Genomic DNA, 17110 nt, shown 5'->3' on the forward strand with positions numbered 1-17110 from the left:
TTTCAATAAAATCCGCCTAAAGTTTTCCAGGCACAGGGGCGGAGTTCAACTACAGCCTCTATTTCCTTATTACTTTCACGGTTACGCTTTTTAGCCCATTGATGACCCGTAAAAAAAGCAATCCTGCCGGTTGCTGACCCACCGATAGGCTTTGCCGTTCAACGGCTTTGGCAGCTTCAATTTGGCGCTGGCTGATCAACCGCCCGCTGGCATCGGTGAGTTGTAACCGTATGGGCTGGCCTTCCGCCCCCCGAACTTCCAGCTCAATCTGGTCCGAAACCGGGTTGCCCAAAACCGTTACCTGAAGCGGGGAGCTTGTTTCGGCCGACAGACGCACCGGTGAATTACAGGTGAGAACCTTGGGCCCTCCTTTCAACGCATAGGTGCTGCCCAGCACCCGGGCCATGATCGGCCGCGATACACCGTCTTTAAGCCCGTCGGGGACGGTGAGACTATAGCCGTGAACGCCGTTGCCCTTGCCCGCATCTTTCAGATCCTGACGGGATATGTTGGCCACCGTGCTACCATAAACCTCTTTGGTTACGTTGTGGTAGAATTCCACCGTCAAGGGGGTATTGGGTTTGCCCCGATCCCACACCCAGCCGCGGATCGTGCCGCACTCGACCTTATCCAGATAACCTTCAAAACTGCCCGTCACTGTTGTAGTCGAGGCCGGGTTAACCGTTAGCGGAAAGCTCACCGAATTGGTTAAGGGGCCAGGGTCGGTCGCCTGATACGTCAATACGAAGGCGCCCGCTTCCGAAGGCGTTCCGGTGATCACCCGCGAGGTTTCATTGATCAGCAATCCACCCGGTAATCCGCTGAGTTTATACGTCAAGGGCTGTCCTTCCGGATCGGTGAAGGGAACTAAAGTTCCCGAGAAGGGAACACCTACCTGAGCCGCCAGCGGAGCAATCAGGATGGTTGGCGAAGGGGGTAAAGGGGGCTTGTTGCCCCCCGGAACCGGCACACCTTCACAAATCAGAGCCTTCGGCGAATCTTTCAGAATGAAACTGCTCCCCTCGATGCGGGCCGATAGCTTGTGAGGTAAACCATCTTTGAGACTTGCTGGAATGGGGAAACTGAACGCATGTTTGCCATTGCCTTTGCCCCCGGTTTGCAGATCCTGCCGAAACTGATCGGCCATGATGGTGCCGACGTGGTTCGGTCCATCCAGAATTTGAATGGAAAAGGGCGCATTGGGTTTGCTTCGGTCCCAGGCCCAGCCCCGAAACGTCGAGCAATCGGCTCCGTAGACAAACCCGTCGAAAGAGCCTGTTACCAGCGGGGGCGATATCGTGACCGTGTGCGATGCGGTCCCCGTGCAACTGCCCTGCGTACAGGTCACCGAGTAGACAAAGCTGCCGGGGGCGGAGGTGGAAACGGGGATCGTAGCGGTGGTGGCAGTCAGGCCGGCCCAGGTAATCGACCCTCCTTCGCAACCCTTCACCGTCAGGGTTACCCCCAATGTGTTTGGCAATAGCGGGAGGGTCGTCACGTTGGAGTGCAGGCTGGGAAATCTACATTCATGTAGGGCCACCAGCCAATAATCAAATTGACCCTGGTAGGGTTCAGTTCGATCCCCGCCGGTTGCATTTGATTGCCCCAGTAGCAGATACTCGCCCTGGGTGGTCTGGGCCAGGCTAAATAAGAGATCATGCCCCGAACCCCCGACGGTTTTATCTTCCTGCAAGGTCCCGTCGGCACCCAGTTTAACCACCCAATAATCAGTGATGCCCTGACTGCCCTGGGTTTTGGTGCCGCTCTGGCCGGACTCAGAATAGCCACCTATCAGGTAGCCGTTATCCTGCGTGGCCAGCACGGAGAAACAATAATCCTGTCCACTGCCCCCCAGTGTACGATCCCACTGCTTTCGGCCCAGCGCATCAATCTTGACTACCCAGTAATCATTTTCACCTTGATTAATCTCGGATTTATCTCCGCCGATGCCAGAATTTGAAATGCCCCCCAGAAGAAAGCCGCCGTCCGGCGTTGGGGTCGCAGTCGTTAAAACATCCTTACTATTTCCCCCCAGGGTAACATCCCACTGGCGGACGCCTTGCGAATCGAGCTGAATGAGCCAATAGTCACTGTCCCCCCGCAACGTATCTTGAATGTCTTCGTTGTTGGTTGAGGAAGTATACCCCATCAATAAGGCACCACCCTGGGCGGTGGCCAGTATGGCCCTGCATTCGTCGTGGTCATTTCCTCCCAGGGTTTTATCCCAGAGTTTCTGACCCGAAGCGTCGATTCGCACCACCCAGTAATCTAAGTTTCCCTTACCATTCTGGCTTTTGTCCCCGCTGGCGGGAGAGGATGAGTTTCCTGTCAAAAGATAGCCCTTGCCCTCTGGTACTTCCGCCAGAGCATATAAATAGTCAAAGTCCGATCCCCCGAAGGTTTTATCCCACTGCTTATTGCCTAAGGAGTCAATTTTTACCACCCAGTAATCAATGGTGCCTCGGTTCATGTCGCTTTTCTCCCCACTGATGGTTGAGTTGGAATGTCCGCCCAGCAGGAATCCCCCATCGGAAGTAGCAATCATGGCCGTAAAATAATCGATGGCCGTTCCCCCGAAGGTTTTGTCCCACTGTTTCTGGTGATTGGCCGAGTATTTGACCACCCAATAATCCCAGCTTCGCCGGGCCGTATCGGTTTTGGTGCCGGTGGCACCGGAATCGGAGAGCCCGCCCAGGATATAACCGCCGTCGGGAGTAGCCAGTACAACCTGTCCCAAATCATCACCCGTTCCGCCGATGGATTTGTCAAAGTGTTTGGTAATCTGAGCGAAACCGGTACGGCTCATGAAAGTCCCCGGGATAAGCACTAGGAACCAGAACAGGACACGCGATTGGAGTAAAATAGCTTTCATACGATAATCGATTAGGAGGACACTAGAATTAATTACTCCAAAATTAAAGGCCCTCACCGACCAGGCGTATTCAGAATGTTACACGATGCTATCAATTATGTTACATTCTTAAAAAAACTCCGGTAACAAAGCGACTTTCTTTACCGATGGGCAGCAAATTTTGTGAATTGAGAAATCAGAGAAACGGGTTGAATCAGCGGCCTACTCCGCGATGATTTTCTTTCGTTAAGCTGGCCCTGAATCGACCTGCCATCTAAAGGCTTATCCAGGGTCAATATGTCCATCCAATACTGTTATTACGCTAACATAATGAACCCATCCGTGTAAGGAAATTTCATAGTAATACATTCCTCACCATGCCAATACGTGACCTTCTGCGGGTTATTTTCGTCGGATTACTACTAGCTTCTTTCCCCTTGCGTGCCCAAACAGTCCGAATGGATTCCTTACTGAACGTACTCTCAATTCAAAAACCGGATACAAATCGAGCCCAGACGCTTCTGGCTATCAGTTGGGCTTTCCAGGAAATCAACCAGCAGCCCTTGCCGAGCAACAAAAAAAGAAGCGCTGATTCTGCTGCTTCAAAAGGAAGCGCAACTAAACCAGCAGCAAACCGAGCGGGCCCAATTCCGTGGCCACGCGCTCCTGGCAGTTGGTCTGTTCCTGCTCCTGTTGGGGGCGCCAGTAGTGCCTGGCTTTTGAACCGATCCTGATTTCGCCGGCTCCAGGAAGCTCAGCAACTCCGTACCCAGATTGCCCATGACCTGCATGATGAGGTGGGCAGCAAGCTCAGTAGCATCTCCATACTGAGTGGCCATACCGATACCTTGCTCAGTCAGCAGAAAGCCGAATCGGCCCAAAAAATGGTCCAGAAAATTTATCCGGATGCCCGCCAGATTCTCGAATCGATGGATGAGATCATTTTAGGGAGTACGCCCAGCTCCTGATGGAATTGAAAGACATTGAAATGTCTTTTCAGACCGACCCCTCGCTTGAAAAATTGATTGTCCCCGTGGAAGTTCAGCGGAACATGCGGGGGAATTTATCAACGCTGGGATAAAATCGGGATTCTAAAAAGGGTTCGAAGGCAAAGCGCCAGCTCGGAATGCCAGCAAAGCCCCGGGAGCGTGGCAGCATTTCAAGATCTCATTCCGTGCGCCCCGCTTTGACAAAAATGGCGCAAAAACGGAGAATGCGCGGTTCATCCAGGTGCTCAATGACGTGATCGTCAACGAGAATGTCGAAGTGACTGGCCCCACCCGATCAGCGCTATTTGAAGATGAGCGTTCCCTGGGCCCTCTGATGTTTCAGGGCGATCATGGGCCCTTGGCCATCCGAAATATCCGCTATACTTTGTTATGAGAAACGTCGCCTAAATTGGACGGTCCAATGCAGGGCCGATCGTGCGGCACATTCCGGTGGGTTGGTTATTTTTTACCTAATGCTTGCCCGGTAAAAAATAGGGGATGGTTAACGCGTGGTGTATAGTGCCGAACAAGCCCGTCAGGCTTTGAATAGCCTGACACGAGGTACATAGCGATTGAATAAAAGTGGACCGCATTCAAACGAACTCCCTTTAGGCCAGAATTGGATGCCGGTGAAACGGTTTGCTGCGGTCAAAAACATACCGGTAGGTAATCAGTTTCCGGCTCTGCTCGGCACCCAGATTTCGCGAAATATTCAGTATTCTTGGATTAAAATCGCCTTGCCACTGCAACTCCACTTCCCGGTAGCGGGTTGAAGCTTTGATGACTTTTTCGGCCTCTACAATCATAAAATAGTCAATGCCCGTTCCTTGAAACGCCGGCACAATACCAAAAGCTACTCCCACAAATCGGCGACAGACGCCAAAAAACCGGAGAATGACAAAGACCAGCTTGGCCCACAGATTAAACCGCCCATTCAAATAAGCGATAATCTGATTCAGATCGGGCAGGTTAATCCACATGGCAACGGGCTGCCTCTTGTGGTACGTAAACCAGATTAGTTTTTCATCCAGAATGGGAGCCATGGTCTTGAACAACTGGTGGGCTTGCTCCGGACTGATTTCCTTGTTTCCTTCATGCTCTGCCCAGGCCTGGTTGTAAACGGTACTAAAGTCCCGGGCATACTTCTCCAGGTCGTTTTTCGTTGCATGAACGGCCTGGAAATCCGGGTCATTGGCAAAGTTGCGGTGCGCAGTATAAAACTTGGGTTGTAATTGGGACGCCTGTGAAGCTACGTCCATTCGCCAGCAGATCTGATTATAAAAGACCTTAAATCCGTAGTTTTCAAACAATGCCTGGTAATAGGGGGGATTGTAATTCATGGTGTAAAGCGGAGGGTCGAAACCCGCAACCAAGAGTCCCCACCACTTATCCCGTTCCCCGAAATTAATTGGTCCATCCATGGCCTGCATGCCCCGATCCAGTAACCAGCTTCTGGCGCTATCAAAAAGATAATTGGCCGCCGATTGCTGATCAATGCATTCGAAAAAACCCACTCCTCCCACCTGCATATCGTCGCCTTTATTTTTATAGCGTCGATTGACAAAGGCGGCAATTCGACCAATCAAATGGCCTGCTTCGTCTTTAAGAAGCCACCGGATGGCCTCACCATGTTTAAAAAACTTGTTTAGTTTACTATCAAAAACCGCCTTTATATCTTTGTCCAGGGGCCTGATCCAGTGGGGGTTGCGCTGATTGACCAGAATATGGACGTTGAGAAAGTCACCTTCGTGTTGGGGGGTCAAAACTTCGATTAGCTCCATCGCATTTACTTCGTTTCCTGTAGGAGAACTAACGAATTAACGCGGCAATACGTCAACACCACCCAGGATAAATGTATACTTCCGATCGATTCAGGTAACGCTACTACCCGGAAAAACCGGCTCAAATCTAAATCATGGGCGGTTTTACCTGGCTTTATTTCGCTTTTTTGTCCGGTAAAATCGGTACTGATCGAGCAGCACCCCCTGCTTCCAGTTATCCTGATTTGAATTTCCTGCGAGCGCCCCACTCTAAAAACCGGTAGGACATAAATTGCAACAGGGGTAATAATTTCGCATCGGTACCGACCCGGTAGCTGAAGCGGGGGCGGGTCGAGCGAAGAATTTTCAACGTCACTTCGGCGACCGGTTCGGGCGTTGGCGCCTTTTTAATGGATTCCGAGAAAATACGCACTGCATTCTGCTAACTCACCGCATAGTCGGTAAGGGTAGGGGGAGTCGATTCATGAGCCTGTTCCAAATTAGATTTGAAAAAACCGGGTTCAAGGACCGAAACGTCGATATTAAACGGAGCTACCTCATACCGCAGGGATTTAAAGAAGCCTTCGATCGCATGCTTGGAAGCGGCATAATAACTTTGAAACGGGACACCGATCAGCCCTGCTAAAGATCCGATCGTAATAATGCGTCCCTTTCGCTGTTGCCTCATCAGCGGCAAAACCGCTTTGGTCACCATGACGGTCCCCCAAAAATTAGCGTCAATTTGTGGGCGGGCCTCCGCTAGGCTCGTTTCTTCCGCATTACCACTGATAAGAATACCGGCATTGTTAATCAACACATCGATAACCGGGGAACGGGCGAGGAAAGCCGCCACGCAATTTTTAACCGACTCTTCGGATGTGATATCAAGGGGTAAAAGTGGAAAGGGGAGAGTTGATTGATGCTTTTCCGGAAACCGGCTGGTGCCAACAACGGAAAAACCATTCTCATGCAGTTTGGAGGCAATCGCCAAGCCAATACCCGAAGTTGCTCCTGTAATCAAAACCGTTGTCATATCGAGAAATGAAAGGTCTTTAGGTAGTACCTGTTTGGAATGGGAATGTTCAGCGGATCAGGCGATTAGCCCGAAAGAATTTTTTTACTGAGAAAATAGGGGTCGGTAATAAAATGAATATACTTGTTAACTGAGTTACTTAGGAAACGTTCGTTTCCAGCAAACTCAGTAGCTCCTCTATTGGACCCGTCTTGCTTAAATGAGCCTCAAAACCCGATTCATAAGCCCGCTGTTTATCTTCTTGCTCGCTGTAGCCGGTTAAGGCAATCAACCGCGCCTGATGACCCCAGGGCTGCTGACGGATCAACCGACACGTTTCGTATCCATCTATGCCCGGCATGCTAATATCAAGAAGGACGACTTCCGGCTGGTAGGTTGCGCCCACTTGCAGGGCTAAGGTCCACTCGTACTGGTCTGAACAGGAAAGCTTTTCAATTCTAAGAGCATCCGTAAAATCACTACTGCATCGGGGCTGTCATCCACCACTAAAACTCGGCTGCAAATGGAAATAGGCTGATTCATGATGGGCCAGGTTTTTTGTAGGGTGGTAAGATAGGCAGATAAACGATAAATTCACTGCCCTGATCCAGACCCGCGCTCTGCGCGTCAACGCGCCCACCATGCATCTCCATACCAGGGAAATTAGCGGGATAAGAATATCCAATCACAGGATAGCTGTTCGGCACGGAGGGCGAGAGTTGGCAAAACACAAAACCGGATGGGGCCGTTAAGTCTAAATGATTCCGATACAGACCTTGCCCGCAACCATTGAAGCAATCATTACGGCGGGCCCCACGCCGGCTGACACCCTTGATCTGGTGGTGCAAACCGTTGGCAAAGCGCTGAATGCTGACCGCTGTTTTCTCTACGTCCGGCAGCCCGCGCGAGGGCGGGGTCGAACCGCTTTTTGCTGGCGGAAAAACAAAACCATTACGGACAAAAATACGGTTCAGCCTGACTGGCAAGCCGATACCGACACGTTGCCCGCCCAAGATCCCCTGATTCGGGCTGGTTTGGCCGGGCAACCTTCGGTGTATGTCGATGATGTGGAGACGGCAAATCCGGATGTCCTCAACCGGCAGTTTGAGCGGGAAACATTCGGCCACCGGGCGCTCATTCATGCGCACATTCAGCGGGATAATCAACTGTGGGGGATTCTTCAGCCCTGCATGTTTGGGAACCCCCGGCACTGGACTCACGAAGAGAAGGCACCGATCGAGGCCATCCTGCCGCTTCTGCAGCCGGTGATCGCGGCTTTTGTAGAAGTCGACTCAAAGAACTAATACGGTAAAAACCGGTATTGGAAAGAAATCAGGGTTCGATTCAGGTAGCCAATGCGAACTGTGCTGATAAATCTCTATCATCAGGCACTTTTGAGCTTTAGAACCACTTGTTGACTTGTAAGTAAGTCATCCTTCCCGTATTTTTAGGTGCATCCACCACAACCCGGAACACGGGTTGATCGACGTTTGCCTAGACTAAACCTTCCCTGATGAAACCGACTTTATTTCTGCTGATTGCCTGGTTGACTGCGAACACGGTCTACGCCCAATCCGACGTTCAGAAACGCTACCAGACGAAACTGATTATGGCCGAGGATGGCAGTACCATCGAGTTGGATGCGGGCACCTTCACGTTCACGAGCAGTTTATCACTCCAGGACAAAAAGCGCATCGTGATTCGCGGAAAAGGCGTCGACAAAACCGTACTCAGCTTCAAAGGCCAGACAGACGGAGCTGAGGGGCTACGCGTGTCGAACGGTGAGAATATTGTCATCGAAAACCTGACCGTCCAGGATTCCAAAGGCGATGGCATCAAGACCATGAACGTCAAAGGCGTCACCTTCCGCAACGTCAAAGTTGAGTGGACGGGACCACCCAAGTCAACCAATGGCGGTTACGGCTTGTATCCGGTTCAGTGCGACAACGTAATCATTGACGGTTGCACGGCCATTGGGGCTTCCGACGCGGGCATCTATGTGGGGCAGTCGCGCGGGATTGTCGTCAAAAACAGCAAAGCTTACCATAACGTAGCTGGAATTGAGATCGAAAATTCACTCAACGCGGAGGTGTTCGACAACGAAGCATACGAGAACACGGGCGGTATTCTGGTGTTTGATCTGCCCGATCTGGTTCAAAAGCAGGGCGGCAATGTGCGGGTGTTCAACAACTACGTTCACGACAACAACCTGCCTAATTTTGCTCCCCAAGGCAATATCGTCGCCACCGTAAACGCCGGGACCGGTCTGCTCATCCTGGCGGCCAGCGGGGTGGAAGTGTTTAACAACCGGTTTATTCGCAACCAAAGTACGGGAACGGGCATCATCAGTTACCTGTTCACCCAGCGACCTATTACCGACAAAGCCTATTATCCGTTCTCGACAGCGATTTCCATCCACGACAACGTCTACGAGCGCAACCCTGATTCGCCCCGCCCGTCGGGTGAACTTTTTGAACTCATCCTCAAAACCGGTCCGTCCATTCCTCATATTCTATACGACGGCATTGTGGATCCGGCCACGTTGGACAAACATGGGAACCCGCAGCCCGACCGGCGCATCTGTATCCGAAACAACAAAAATCAAAGCTTCCTCAATCTCGATGCCGGGCAGGGTTTCAAAAACATGTCCCGCAATGCCGCGCCGTACGACTGCCAGCTGCCACCCTTAAAGACCACGACGGTCAACGCCCGTTAACGGATGAAAACTTACCTGATCGGTGCCCTGCTGGTGGCCCTATGGCTGATACTGGTTAGCTGGCAAACGGCCGGGGTTCCCGAAAAACTATCGGACTATGGCTTTTTTGCCGTTGATCTGGCCCAACAGCAACCGGTCGCCGGGGTGACTCCCTACAGGCTGAATACGCCTTTGTTTTCGGATTACGCCGAGAAACTCCGGTTTGTCAAGCTACCCCCGGGTCAGTCGGTGGCTTATTCCGAAACCGGGGTGCTTGATTTTCCGGTCGGCACCACGCTAATCAAAACTTTTTACTACCCGAATGATTTCCGCGATCCGGCCAAAGGACGGCGGCTGTTGGAAACGCGCTTGCTGGTTCATCAGCCGGACGGTTGGAAAGCCTACGTATACGGGTGGAACGATGCGCAGACCGACGCGGTGCTGGAAGTGGCGGGGGACAGTAGAACCGTCCAGTACGTGGATGCGCAGGGCGCGCGCCGTCAGCACAGCTACGTAATTCCCAACTTAAACCAGTGCAAAGGGTGTCATAATCGCCAGGAAATCCTGACCCCCATTGGTCCGTCGGTACGGCAACTCAACGGTGATGTGCTGTACGCCCGGTCGACAAAAGCGGAAAACCAACTTCAGTATTGGGCGCGAACCGGGATGTTAACAGGGATGCCCGCGCTGGCCGACTGTCCCAAAACGCCCGTCTGGGACCAACCCAAAACCGGCTCGCTTAACGACCGGGCGCGGGCCTGGCTCGACATCAACTGCGCCCATTGCCACAATCCACACGGTCCCGCGATGACGTCGGGACTCAACCTGAGCATTGGGGAGACGAGCCCTACGGCGCTGGGAATTTTAAAAACGCCGGTTGCTGCCGGGCGCGGGACGGGTGGGCGTGCCTTCGACATCGTTCCGGGCAAACCCGATGAGTCGATTTTGGTTTACCGCCTGCATTCGACGGACCCCGGTGATATGATGCCCGAACTCGGCCGCAAAACGGTGCACCGCGAAAGTCTGGAACTGCTCCGGGCGTGGATCAAAGCGATGGATTGAAGCGAGTCGGCCTAAGTCTACCGGGTTATTAGGTCGGTTCAAAAATGGACGTTTCTGAAACAATTTGCTCGCTGTTTTATAAGGTCCAGTGTTATTTCCGTCTCCCATTCTTCCAATAGCCTTTTCAAAAGATGCCCAGCAACCTTTCTACTTCTTTTTGATAGAGTCGGCCGATTGGTAGCTCCTGCCCGGCTACTTCGAGGTGCCGGGGTGTATAGGTTGTAATATGGGCCGCAGACACGATGTAAGACCGATGAATTCGAACAAATTGATCGGCCGGTAACATCGCTTCCAGCGTACTAATCATTTGCTTGACCAGTAACGGCTTACCGAATGAAGTGGTGATCCGAACAAAGTCTTTTAAACTTTCGATGTAAAGGATATCCCGGGTCTGCACTTTCATTAATTTGCGATCGACCCGAAAAAAAAGAAATCCTGCTTCGGGGATTTGGACTGCATTCTTTTTGGCAGCTCCTGCCGCCGTCGGCCCCTCGACCGTTTTTTGAACTTTGCCGATGGCCCGCAAAAACCGGTTAAATGGAATGGGCTTCAGCAGGTAATCGACCACATCCAACTCATAACCATCGAGGGCATACTCCCGAAAAGCCGTGGTAATGATCACGGCTGGCGGCTGGCGCAAGGTTCGCAAAAAATCAGTGCCCAGGATTTGGGGCATGGTGACATCTAAAAACATCAGATCGATGGGTTGCCGTTGCAGCACCTCAAATGCTTGCAGAGCATTTTCGCACCGGGCAACCACTTCCAGACTCTCTACCGATTCGATGTAGCGTTCCAGAACGTCCAGTGCCGGGGGTTCATCATCAACGATAAGGCAACGAAGTTTCATTGGATGAGACAGCTTAAATAACGGTAAACCGGTCCCGTCATTTCGTGAGGAGTTGACTTACAAACTTTAAGTAAGGTAGCAAAATTTGCCAGGTTCTTTGCGAATGCATTAGCGACTGGTTACCAACGCCGTTTGCCAGTAGGGTGGTCCAATCATTGGCCAGGCAGTGACGAAATTTGCCGCCGTAACCCAGCACTCATGATTCAGTGGAGCTTGGCATTAGGGCGGTTCCTTGTGATGGGTGATTGATAAAAGCAGTTTCAGAGAAACCACATACGCATCTGGCTTCGACAAAAGTTCCAGCTCAAAATTCTCCTGGTAGTAAAAATTGAGTTGTTTCTTTAAACTCTCCAACCAGTTGAAGGCATCCGGTTGGCTGCTAGCCTGCCCGTGGACGGTTTTCAGCGTCAGATGCGTTTCACTGACGGCCAGATCAATCGTGACCCAGAACGGGTCACCGGTGATGGGCTTGATGAGTTCTGTTGAAAACGGCCCAAATGCCTGTTCGACAATAGGAAATAAAATTAGGGGCGGAATCCGATGCTGCCCTGTATCACCGCGAATTGCTAACGAAACCTCCATTCCAGCCGGATGCAGGGTTTGCTGTAAGAAAACATACTGTTCAATCACCTCAATTTCCCACGCCAAGGGTACTCGGGGGCGCTGACTCTCATAGAGCGAATAGCGGAGGAAATGAGCTAAAGTTAAAACCAGCTCGGAAGCCTGCGCGGGTTGCTGCTGCGTGGTTTGGTGCAAACGCTCCAGCAGTCCAAAGAGAAAGGCCGGATTCAGTTGAAGCTTAAGCAGTTGGAGTTCCGTCTGAAGTTTTTGATTTTCGAGTCGCTGGCTTTCCCGCTGTTTCTGAAACCACTGACGATACAGCCGTGTCCCGACAAGCAATCCGGCCACCAGATTTACCTCAAAAAGAGTTCCGTTTGTAAAGGTTGGGTTAAATACCGCCCAATTGGCCCATAGTTCCGCCGGCCCGGTTACCGGCTGATCGGTCATGGCGGGAATGGTAATGCCGAATAAAATTCCACTCAGCACATCATTCAGACACCAGGTTAGTACCACCAGCAGCCCCAGCCCGACGCTGAACCGCCCGAATTGCCGGCGCAGCACGTAGGGGAGGAGCTGGTAGCTCAGTCCATAGCTATAAACCAGCGGGATGGGTAAGAACACTAAAAAAAAGTTGGTCAGATACACGAGCTGATCCATCTCGTAAATTCGTTGGTCGGCGTGGGCCGCACCCATCATGAAAACAATGGCTACTCCCCAGAAGAGCAGGTGACGGACCAATCGGTGAGCGGGCCGGCGAATTGGCATATGGTTAAGCAGTGCGGGCCGAACGGGAAACTTCCTCCCCGGCAACGGAGTGGATAGGCAGGATAATGTTCAGCTCAACTACAAAGCAACCCGGTTTTTCCTGAATCGCCAGATGGTGGGCCGCGGGATAGAGCAGTTGGAGTCGCTTGCGGACATTCGCCAGACCGATGCCGCGGGTAGTGGCCGGCGCGGATCGGAACAAAAGCGCTGACTGAGTTTTAGAGGTTCGGTCGATACTGTTTTCCAGCCGGAACGTCAGCACCCGATTCTCCATCCGTACCAGCAAGTCAATCCGGGCCTGATCGGTTTGTTGCGAAGCCCCGTGTTTAAACGCATTTTCCAGGAATGGAATCAGCAGCAGAGGAGTAATGCTCTGATCGTTGGTATTGCCTTGTACGGTTGTCGTATTGATCAGGCGGTTGCCGTACCGCAGCTTCTCCAGGGCGATGTAGCTGTTGAGAAAATCAATTTCCTGGCTCAGTAGCACCGTTGGCCGATTGCACTCGTGGAGCATATAGTGCAACAAGTCCGCCAGTTTTCGCACCGTATCCGGGGCCTGCCGGGACTGTTGAAGGGTTAATGAATACAGATTGTTGAGCGTATTGAACAGGAAATGCGGATGGATTTGCGCTTTAAGTACCTGTAATTCTACCGTGAGGGTCTCGTGATTTAGTTGTTGAGTATGCCGCTCTTTTTCGTACCAGTAACGCGCCAGCTTGATTCCCAAAGCTGTCAATACAAGACAGTGCATAATCATAAAACCACCAACCGTAAAAATGGTCAGGTAGGACGTATTTAAAACTCCGTTGAAAACCGGGGTTGGCTTACCCGTCCGAAACGGAATCAGCACCAGCGCCCGAAAAAGAAAATGGCCCACTAGGCTCCCGAGCAAAAAAAAACCGACCAGTACGGCAAACTGCGTGTACTTCCCCTGCACCAACCGGGGAATAATGCCATAGAGCATGGAATACACAAACAAAAAGTGGAAGGGTAAATGCAGCAGCGCAGTCTGGAGACTAACGGTAAAACCGCCCACGCGCGGCATCATCACCCAGGTAAAAAAAACGACGTAGACAAACCAAAACAGCAGGTGGCGTCCCAACCACTGGCGAACCTGCCCATTTGAAAGTTTTTCGTACCAGCGCATGGTAGGGGGTTGATTCAAGCTGACATTCGGGATGGGTCATTTCCGGCAAGGAGGCCGGTTACGGGGTTCGGTGTGGATTGATGCCTACTAAAATAGTCTCAAAAAAAGAACCATCCTATTTTATCAGCACCATTGTCGATTAAACGCGCGGTAAGACCGTTCAACGCCGTTGGTCGGTGATAAACGACATTGAACCAGCCTGATAGGCTGTCTGACTGACCCGTCGGGGGACTGGTCGATAAATCCGGCGCGGGACGAAACAATTGCTGAGGTTTCCATCGTAAAGTCAATTATTAACCTTTGCGCACCATTCCCAATGAACAGCTTATCTGCTTTCCTTGCTTACCTAAAACAACAGTTTCCGGTTTTCCTGGTCATGCTGACTATGGCCGGAGTTTGCGTAACCTGCACGGTTCAGGATCACCGGCCTGCCGTAGCTGATGCCGCCGATTATCCCGGTGACGTGGTCCGCTCGTGGCTGACTCTGCAACTGAAACTCGCCTTAACTGCCCCGGGAGGGCCAACTTCTTCACCCCGGCGGTATGCCTATACCGGCATTGCTCTCTATGAGTCGATTGTGCCAGGGTTGGCGGGGTACCAGTCGATTGCGCCCCAGCTTAACGGATTGCCCTCGTTGCCCCCGATTGAGCCTAACGAAGTGTACTACTGGCCGGCTTGTGCGAATGCCGCCATGGCCGCTATGAACCGAAACTTTTACCCCACCACTTCAGCCTCTAACAAAGTGTTGATCGACTCCCTGGAAGCCGCCAATTTCGCGCTTTACCAGAAAGGCCGTTCCGCCGACGAGTTGAACCGATCGGCCGCGTTTGGCAAACAGATAGCCGCGGCTGTTTTCGCGTGGGCGAAAACCGACGGTAATGACAACACATTACCCTACACTCCACCGGTTGGCCCGGGTTTGTGGGTTCCGACCCCACCGGCGTTTGCTCCGGCTGCCCTCCCCAATTGGGGCAAAAGCCGCCCGATTGTTGCGGGTAGCGATGAAGGTACCGAGCTGGGGACGCCAATACCGTATTCCGAAGACCCATCTTCCGCTTACTACGCTCAGGTAAACGATTTATATACGGTTTCACAGAGCCTGACAACGGAGCAGAAAATAATTGCAACGTTCTGGCCCGATAATGCCTGGCACAATATTCTGAGTCAGGTGTTGGCCATTGAAAAACCGAACCTGGACGTTGCCGCCGTGGCTTTTACCCTGATGAGTATTGCCATGTCGGACGCGCAAATCAACCTTTTCAAAGGAAAGTATTTTTACAACGGGGTTCGGCCCATTACCTATATCCGGACCGTGATGAATCTTCCGGACTGGAACACGTTGATTCCAACCCCGCCCCATCCCGAATTTCCGGCCGGGCATTCGGTTACCTCCGGGGCTGCGGCTCAAGGCATGACGGTCGTTTTCGGACCGAATTACCACTATACGGACACTCCTTATAACCTGGTGGGATTCAGCCCGCGGTCCTACGATTCTTTTAACGAAGCGGCTACCGAAGCCAGTCTGTCGCGTCTATTCGCCGGAGTTCATTATCGTAAAACAGTCGAATTGAGTCTACTACAAGGCAAGGTGATTGCCAATACCGTAGCTCAAAAACTGAAATTTAAGCCCTGATTCGGCGAATGCAACGGTTCTTATTGAGTGCTCAGCACGCTAACGATTTGAGGGATGAAACGGGATTTCTAGAAGTAGGCTTATTGGGAAGTGGTACCTATTGGAATTTTGAATGATGCGATTGTTGTCTAAACGATCATCTTTAGATAGCGGCTGAAACAAGATTCTTCATTCCCGTTTCAACCTCACGAAAGGTCATAGTATAAAGGCAAACTCTCTGAGCCTAAATTTCGCAGCGTATCCAAATTGCTTATTTCGGGTTATCATCTCTCAAAAACCGCCTTTCACTGGCTATCGCTTTAGCCATGCCTTTTTCAAGTTTGACATCTCAATAAGACTTTGTCTTCCGACAGACAGTAGTGATGATCTGTAATTTCAAAGTCAGGTTAGTCTGGCTTTCCTTTTACCACCGATTTTCCATTTGCCCCAATGCTAATCGCTGTGAAGATTGTCGAATTGAAAGACGTTTCATTTTTAATTACGCCAAAAACAAGGCTTTTCTGTTGCTAAGAAAAGCCGGGGTCGGTTTGATAAACCGTCCCTAACAAGCCCGCTCATGATGCGCCGGGGATCAACGCTCTAATTAGTCTGCGCACCTTTTTCGTTAAAAAAAACGGTCAGGCAATCCTTCCCTGCCACTACAATATCCTGCCGACCCGTACCCCGCAAATCGCCGAGCGCAAACGAGATGCCGGTCCCTTTGCCCACACCGGCAAGTCCGTAGGCAATCGGGTGTTTGGTGAAGGCTTTACCATCCCAGGTAAAGTAGTACAGGCCCACCTCGTCGTAGCAGCCGGGGTCGGTGTCGTTGTGAGCCCGGAATCGTTTGCCCGTGATCAGTTCCGGTTTGCCGTCGCCGGTAATGTCGGCCCATTCCATCGTGTGGTATTGGGAAGCCTTTTCGTCAATGCTGTGCTTGATCCAGCTGCGTTTGCCTTCCACCACGCGCTGTTCATACCAGTGCAATCCGTAGCTATGCCCCTGACCCACAATCAGATCGTTGGTGCCGTCGCCCGTTAGATCCACCACCAGAATCGGAACACTGGTCGTTCCCAGATCAAATTCCGCTTGCAGTTCCCAGGTCCCGTTCCCTTTGTTCTCGTACCAACCTTTGCTGACAATGAAATCCCCTTTGCCGTCGCCGTTGAGGTCACCAAAGCCTAATCCGTGGTTTTGCATTGGCCCCACCGTAACCTGACGAAAGCGCCCGGGCTGCTCCAGCTTGAAGTAGTTCAAGGGCTTCCCCGGATTGTTCGGAACAATTTCGACCACGCCGTCACCGTCTACATCCCAGGCGCGGGTACACTCCACGGCGTTTACGCTGGCCACAACGTGCACCGGCCAAACCCCGGTTTTTCCCGGATTTTCCAGCCACCGGAGCGTACCGCCCCAGTAGCCGCCCGTGATCACATCCAGGTTGCCGTCCCCGTTAACATCCAGCGGAATGGTCGAAAAATCATCGTAATACTGGCCATAGCGTTGCTGGTAGCCAAGCAAATGCCGTTTCCGAAACAACGCCTTGGGATCGGACGAATTCTCGTACCAGAAATCGCCCGACACCAGGTCCGGTTTTCCGTCCTTATTTACATCGATCAACCCCACCGATTCGTAGCTTTCGGCGGCCACGAAATAGCGGAAAAAACGAGGGAGTTCTTCTTTAGCCGGGCGGTCGCTGATCGAACTTAGGGACAAAACCGTCGTGACCGAAAGCAGAACCAGCCTGTTGACAGAAGAAGTCAAAAACAGGGTTGAGATGGCGCTACGCATGGCATTTTACGGTATTTCAAA

Annotated in this window: 14 protein-coding genes; 6 read left to right on the top strand and 8 right to left on the bottom strand. The window is 51.9% G+C overall.

All coding sequences use genetic code 11. The features are described from left to right. Positions 1-58: 58 nt before the first annotated feature. Positions 59-2806: a putative Ig domain-containing protein gene (locus ACYVHX_RS24960; RefSeq protein ID WP_460674423.1), complete on the bottom strand. Its 2748-nt coding sequence runs from the start codon at positions 2804-2806 to the stop codon at positions 59-61. A gap of 842 nt (positions 2807-3648) precedes the next feature. Here ACYVHX_RS24960 and ACYVHX_RS24965 point away from each other — a divergent pair. Further along, positions 3649-3819, top strand: coding sequence for a hypothetical protein (locus ACYVHX_RS24965; protein WP_460674424.1), 171 nt, complete (start codon positions 3649-3651; stop codon positions 3817-3819). 196 nt (positions 3820-4015) lie between these two features. Continuing rightward, the gene (locus ACYVHX_RS24970) at positions 4016-4234 is read left to right on the top strand and encodes a hypothetical protein (RefSeq protein WP_460674701.1); all 219 of its coding nucleotides are present in this window, start codon (positions 4016-4018) and stop codon (positions 4232-4234) included. 214 nt (positions 4235-4448) lie between these two features. Here the strand turns inward: ACYVHX_RS24970 and ACYVHX_RS24975 are convergent, their stop codons facing one another. From ACYVHX_RS24975 to ACYVHX_RS24985, 3 genes are all read right to left on the bottom strand, one after another. Then, positions 4449-5621, bottom strand: a complete 1173-nt coding sequence (locus ACYVHX_RS24975) for a hypothetical protein (protein WP_460674425.1) — start codon at positions 5619-5621, stop codon at positions 4449-4451. A gap of 421 nt (positions 5622-6042) precedes the next feature. Continuing rightward, positions 6043-6633, bottom strand: coding sequence for an SDR family oxidoreductase (locus tag ACYVHX_RS24980; protein WP_460674426.1), 591 nt, complete (start codon positions 6631-6633; stop codon positions 6043-6045). Positions 6634-6772: 139 nt separating this feature from the next. Beyond that, entirely contained in the window at positions 6773-7069 is a 297-nt protein-coding gene (locus ACYVHX_RS24985) for a response regulator (protein ID WP_460674702.1), read from the bottom strand. A 301-nt stretch (positions 7070-7370) separates the two neighbouring features. Between ACYVHX_RS24985 and ACYVHX_RS24990 the strand changes: the two genes are divergently transcribed. From ACYVHX_RS24990 to ACYVHX_RS25000, 3 genes are all read left to right on the top strand, one after another. After that, entirely contained in the window at positions 7371-7916 is a 546-nt protein-coding gene (locus ACYVHX_RS24990; protein WP_460674427.1) for a GAF domain-containing protein, read from the top strand. A 209-nt stretch (positions 7917-8125) separates the two neighbouring features. Further along, positions 8126-9328, top strand: coding sequence for a parallel beta-helix domain-containing protein (locus ACYVHX_RS24995; protein ID WP_460674428.1), 1203 nt, complete (start codon positions 8126-8128; stop codon positions 9326-9328). A 3-nt stretch (positions 9329-9331) separates the two neighbouring features. Then, a complete protein-coding gene (locus ACYVHX_RS25000; protein ID WP_460674429.1) occupies positions 9332-10369 on the top strand; it encodes an SO2930 family diheme c-type cytochrome in 1038 nt (345 codons plus the stop codon). A 124-nt stretch (positions 10370-10493) separates the two neighbouring features. Here ACYVHX_RS25000 and ACYVHX_RS25005 read toward each other — a convergent pair whose 3' ends face one another. The 3 genes from ACYVHX_RS25005 to ACYVHX_RS25015 form a co-directional block, all read right to left on the bottom strand. Further along, the gene (locus ACYVHX_RS25005) at positions 10494-11216 is read right to left on the bottom strand and encodes a LytR/AlgR family response regulator transcription factor (protein ID WP_460674430.1); all 723 of its coding nucleotides are present in this window, start codon (positions 11214-11216) and stop codon (positions 10494-10496) included. 219 nt (positions 11217-11435) lie between these two features. After that, complete coding sequence (locus tag ACYVHX_RS25010) at positions 11436-12422, bottom strand: sensor histidine kinase (RefSeq protein ID WP_460674431.1); 987 nt, start codon at positions 12420-12422, stop codon at positions 11436-11438. Between the two features lie 124 nt (positions 12423-12546). Further along, the gene (locus ACYVHX_RS25015; protein WP_460674432.1) at positions 12547-13689 is read right to left on the bottom strand and encodes a sensor histidine kinase; all 1143 of its coding nucleotides are present in this window, start codon (positions 13687-13689) and stop codon (positions 12547-12549) included. Between the two features lie 316 nt (positions 13690-14005). On the opposite strand from ACYVHX_RS25015, the gene ACYVHX_RS25020 reads away from it, so the two are divergent. Continuing rightward, complete coding sequence (locus ACYVHX_RS25020; protein WP_460674433.1) at positions 14006-15322, top strand: vanadium-dependent haloperoxidase; 1317 nt, start codon at positions 14006-14008, stop codon at positions 15320-15322. A gap of 579 nt (positions 15323-15901) precedes the next feature. Here the strand turns inward: ACYVHX_RS25020 and ACYVHX_RS25025 are convergent. Further along, entirely contained in the window at positions 15902-17089 is a 1188-nt protein-coding gene (locus tag ACYVHX_RS25025) for an FG-GAP repeat domain-containing protein (RefSeq protein ID WP_460674434.1), read from the bottom strand. Positions 17090-17110: the final 21 nt, after the last annotated feature.

This window comes from Larkinella ripae (assembly GCF_054780775.1).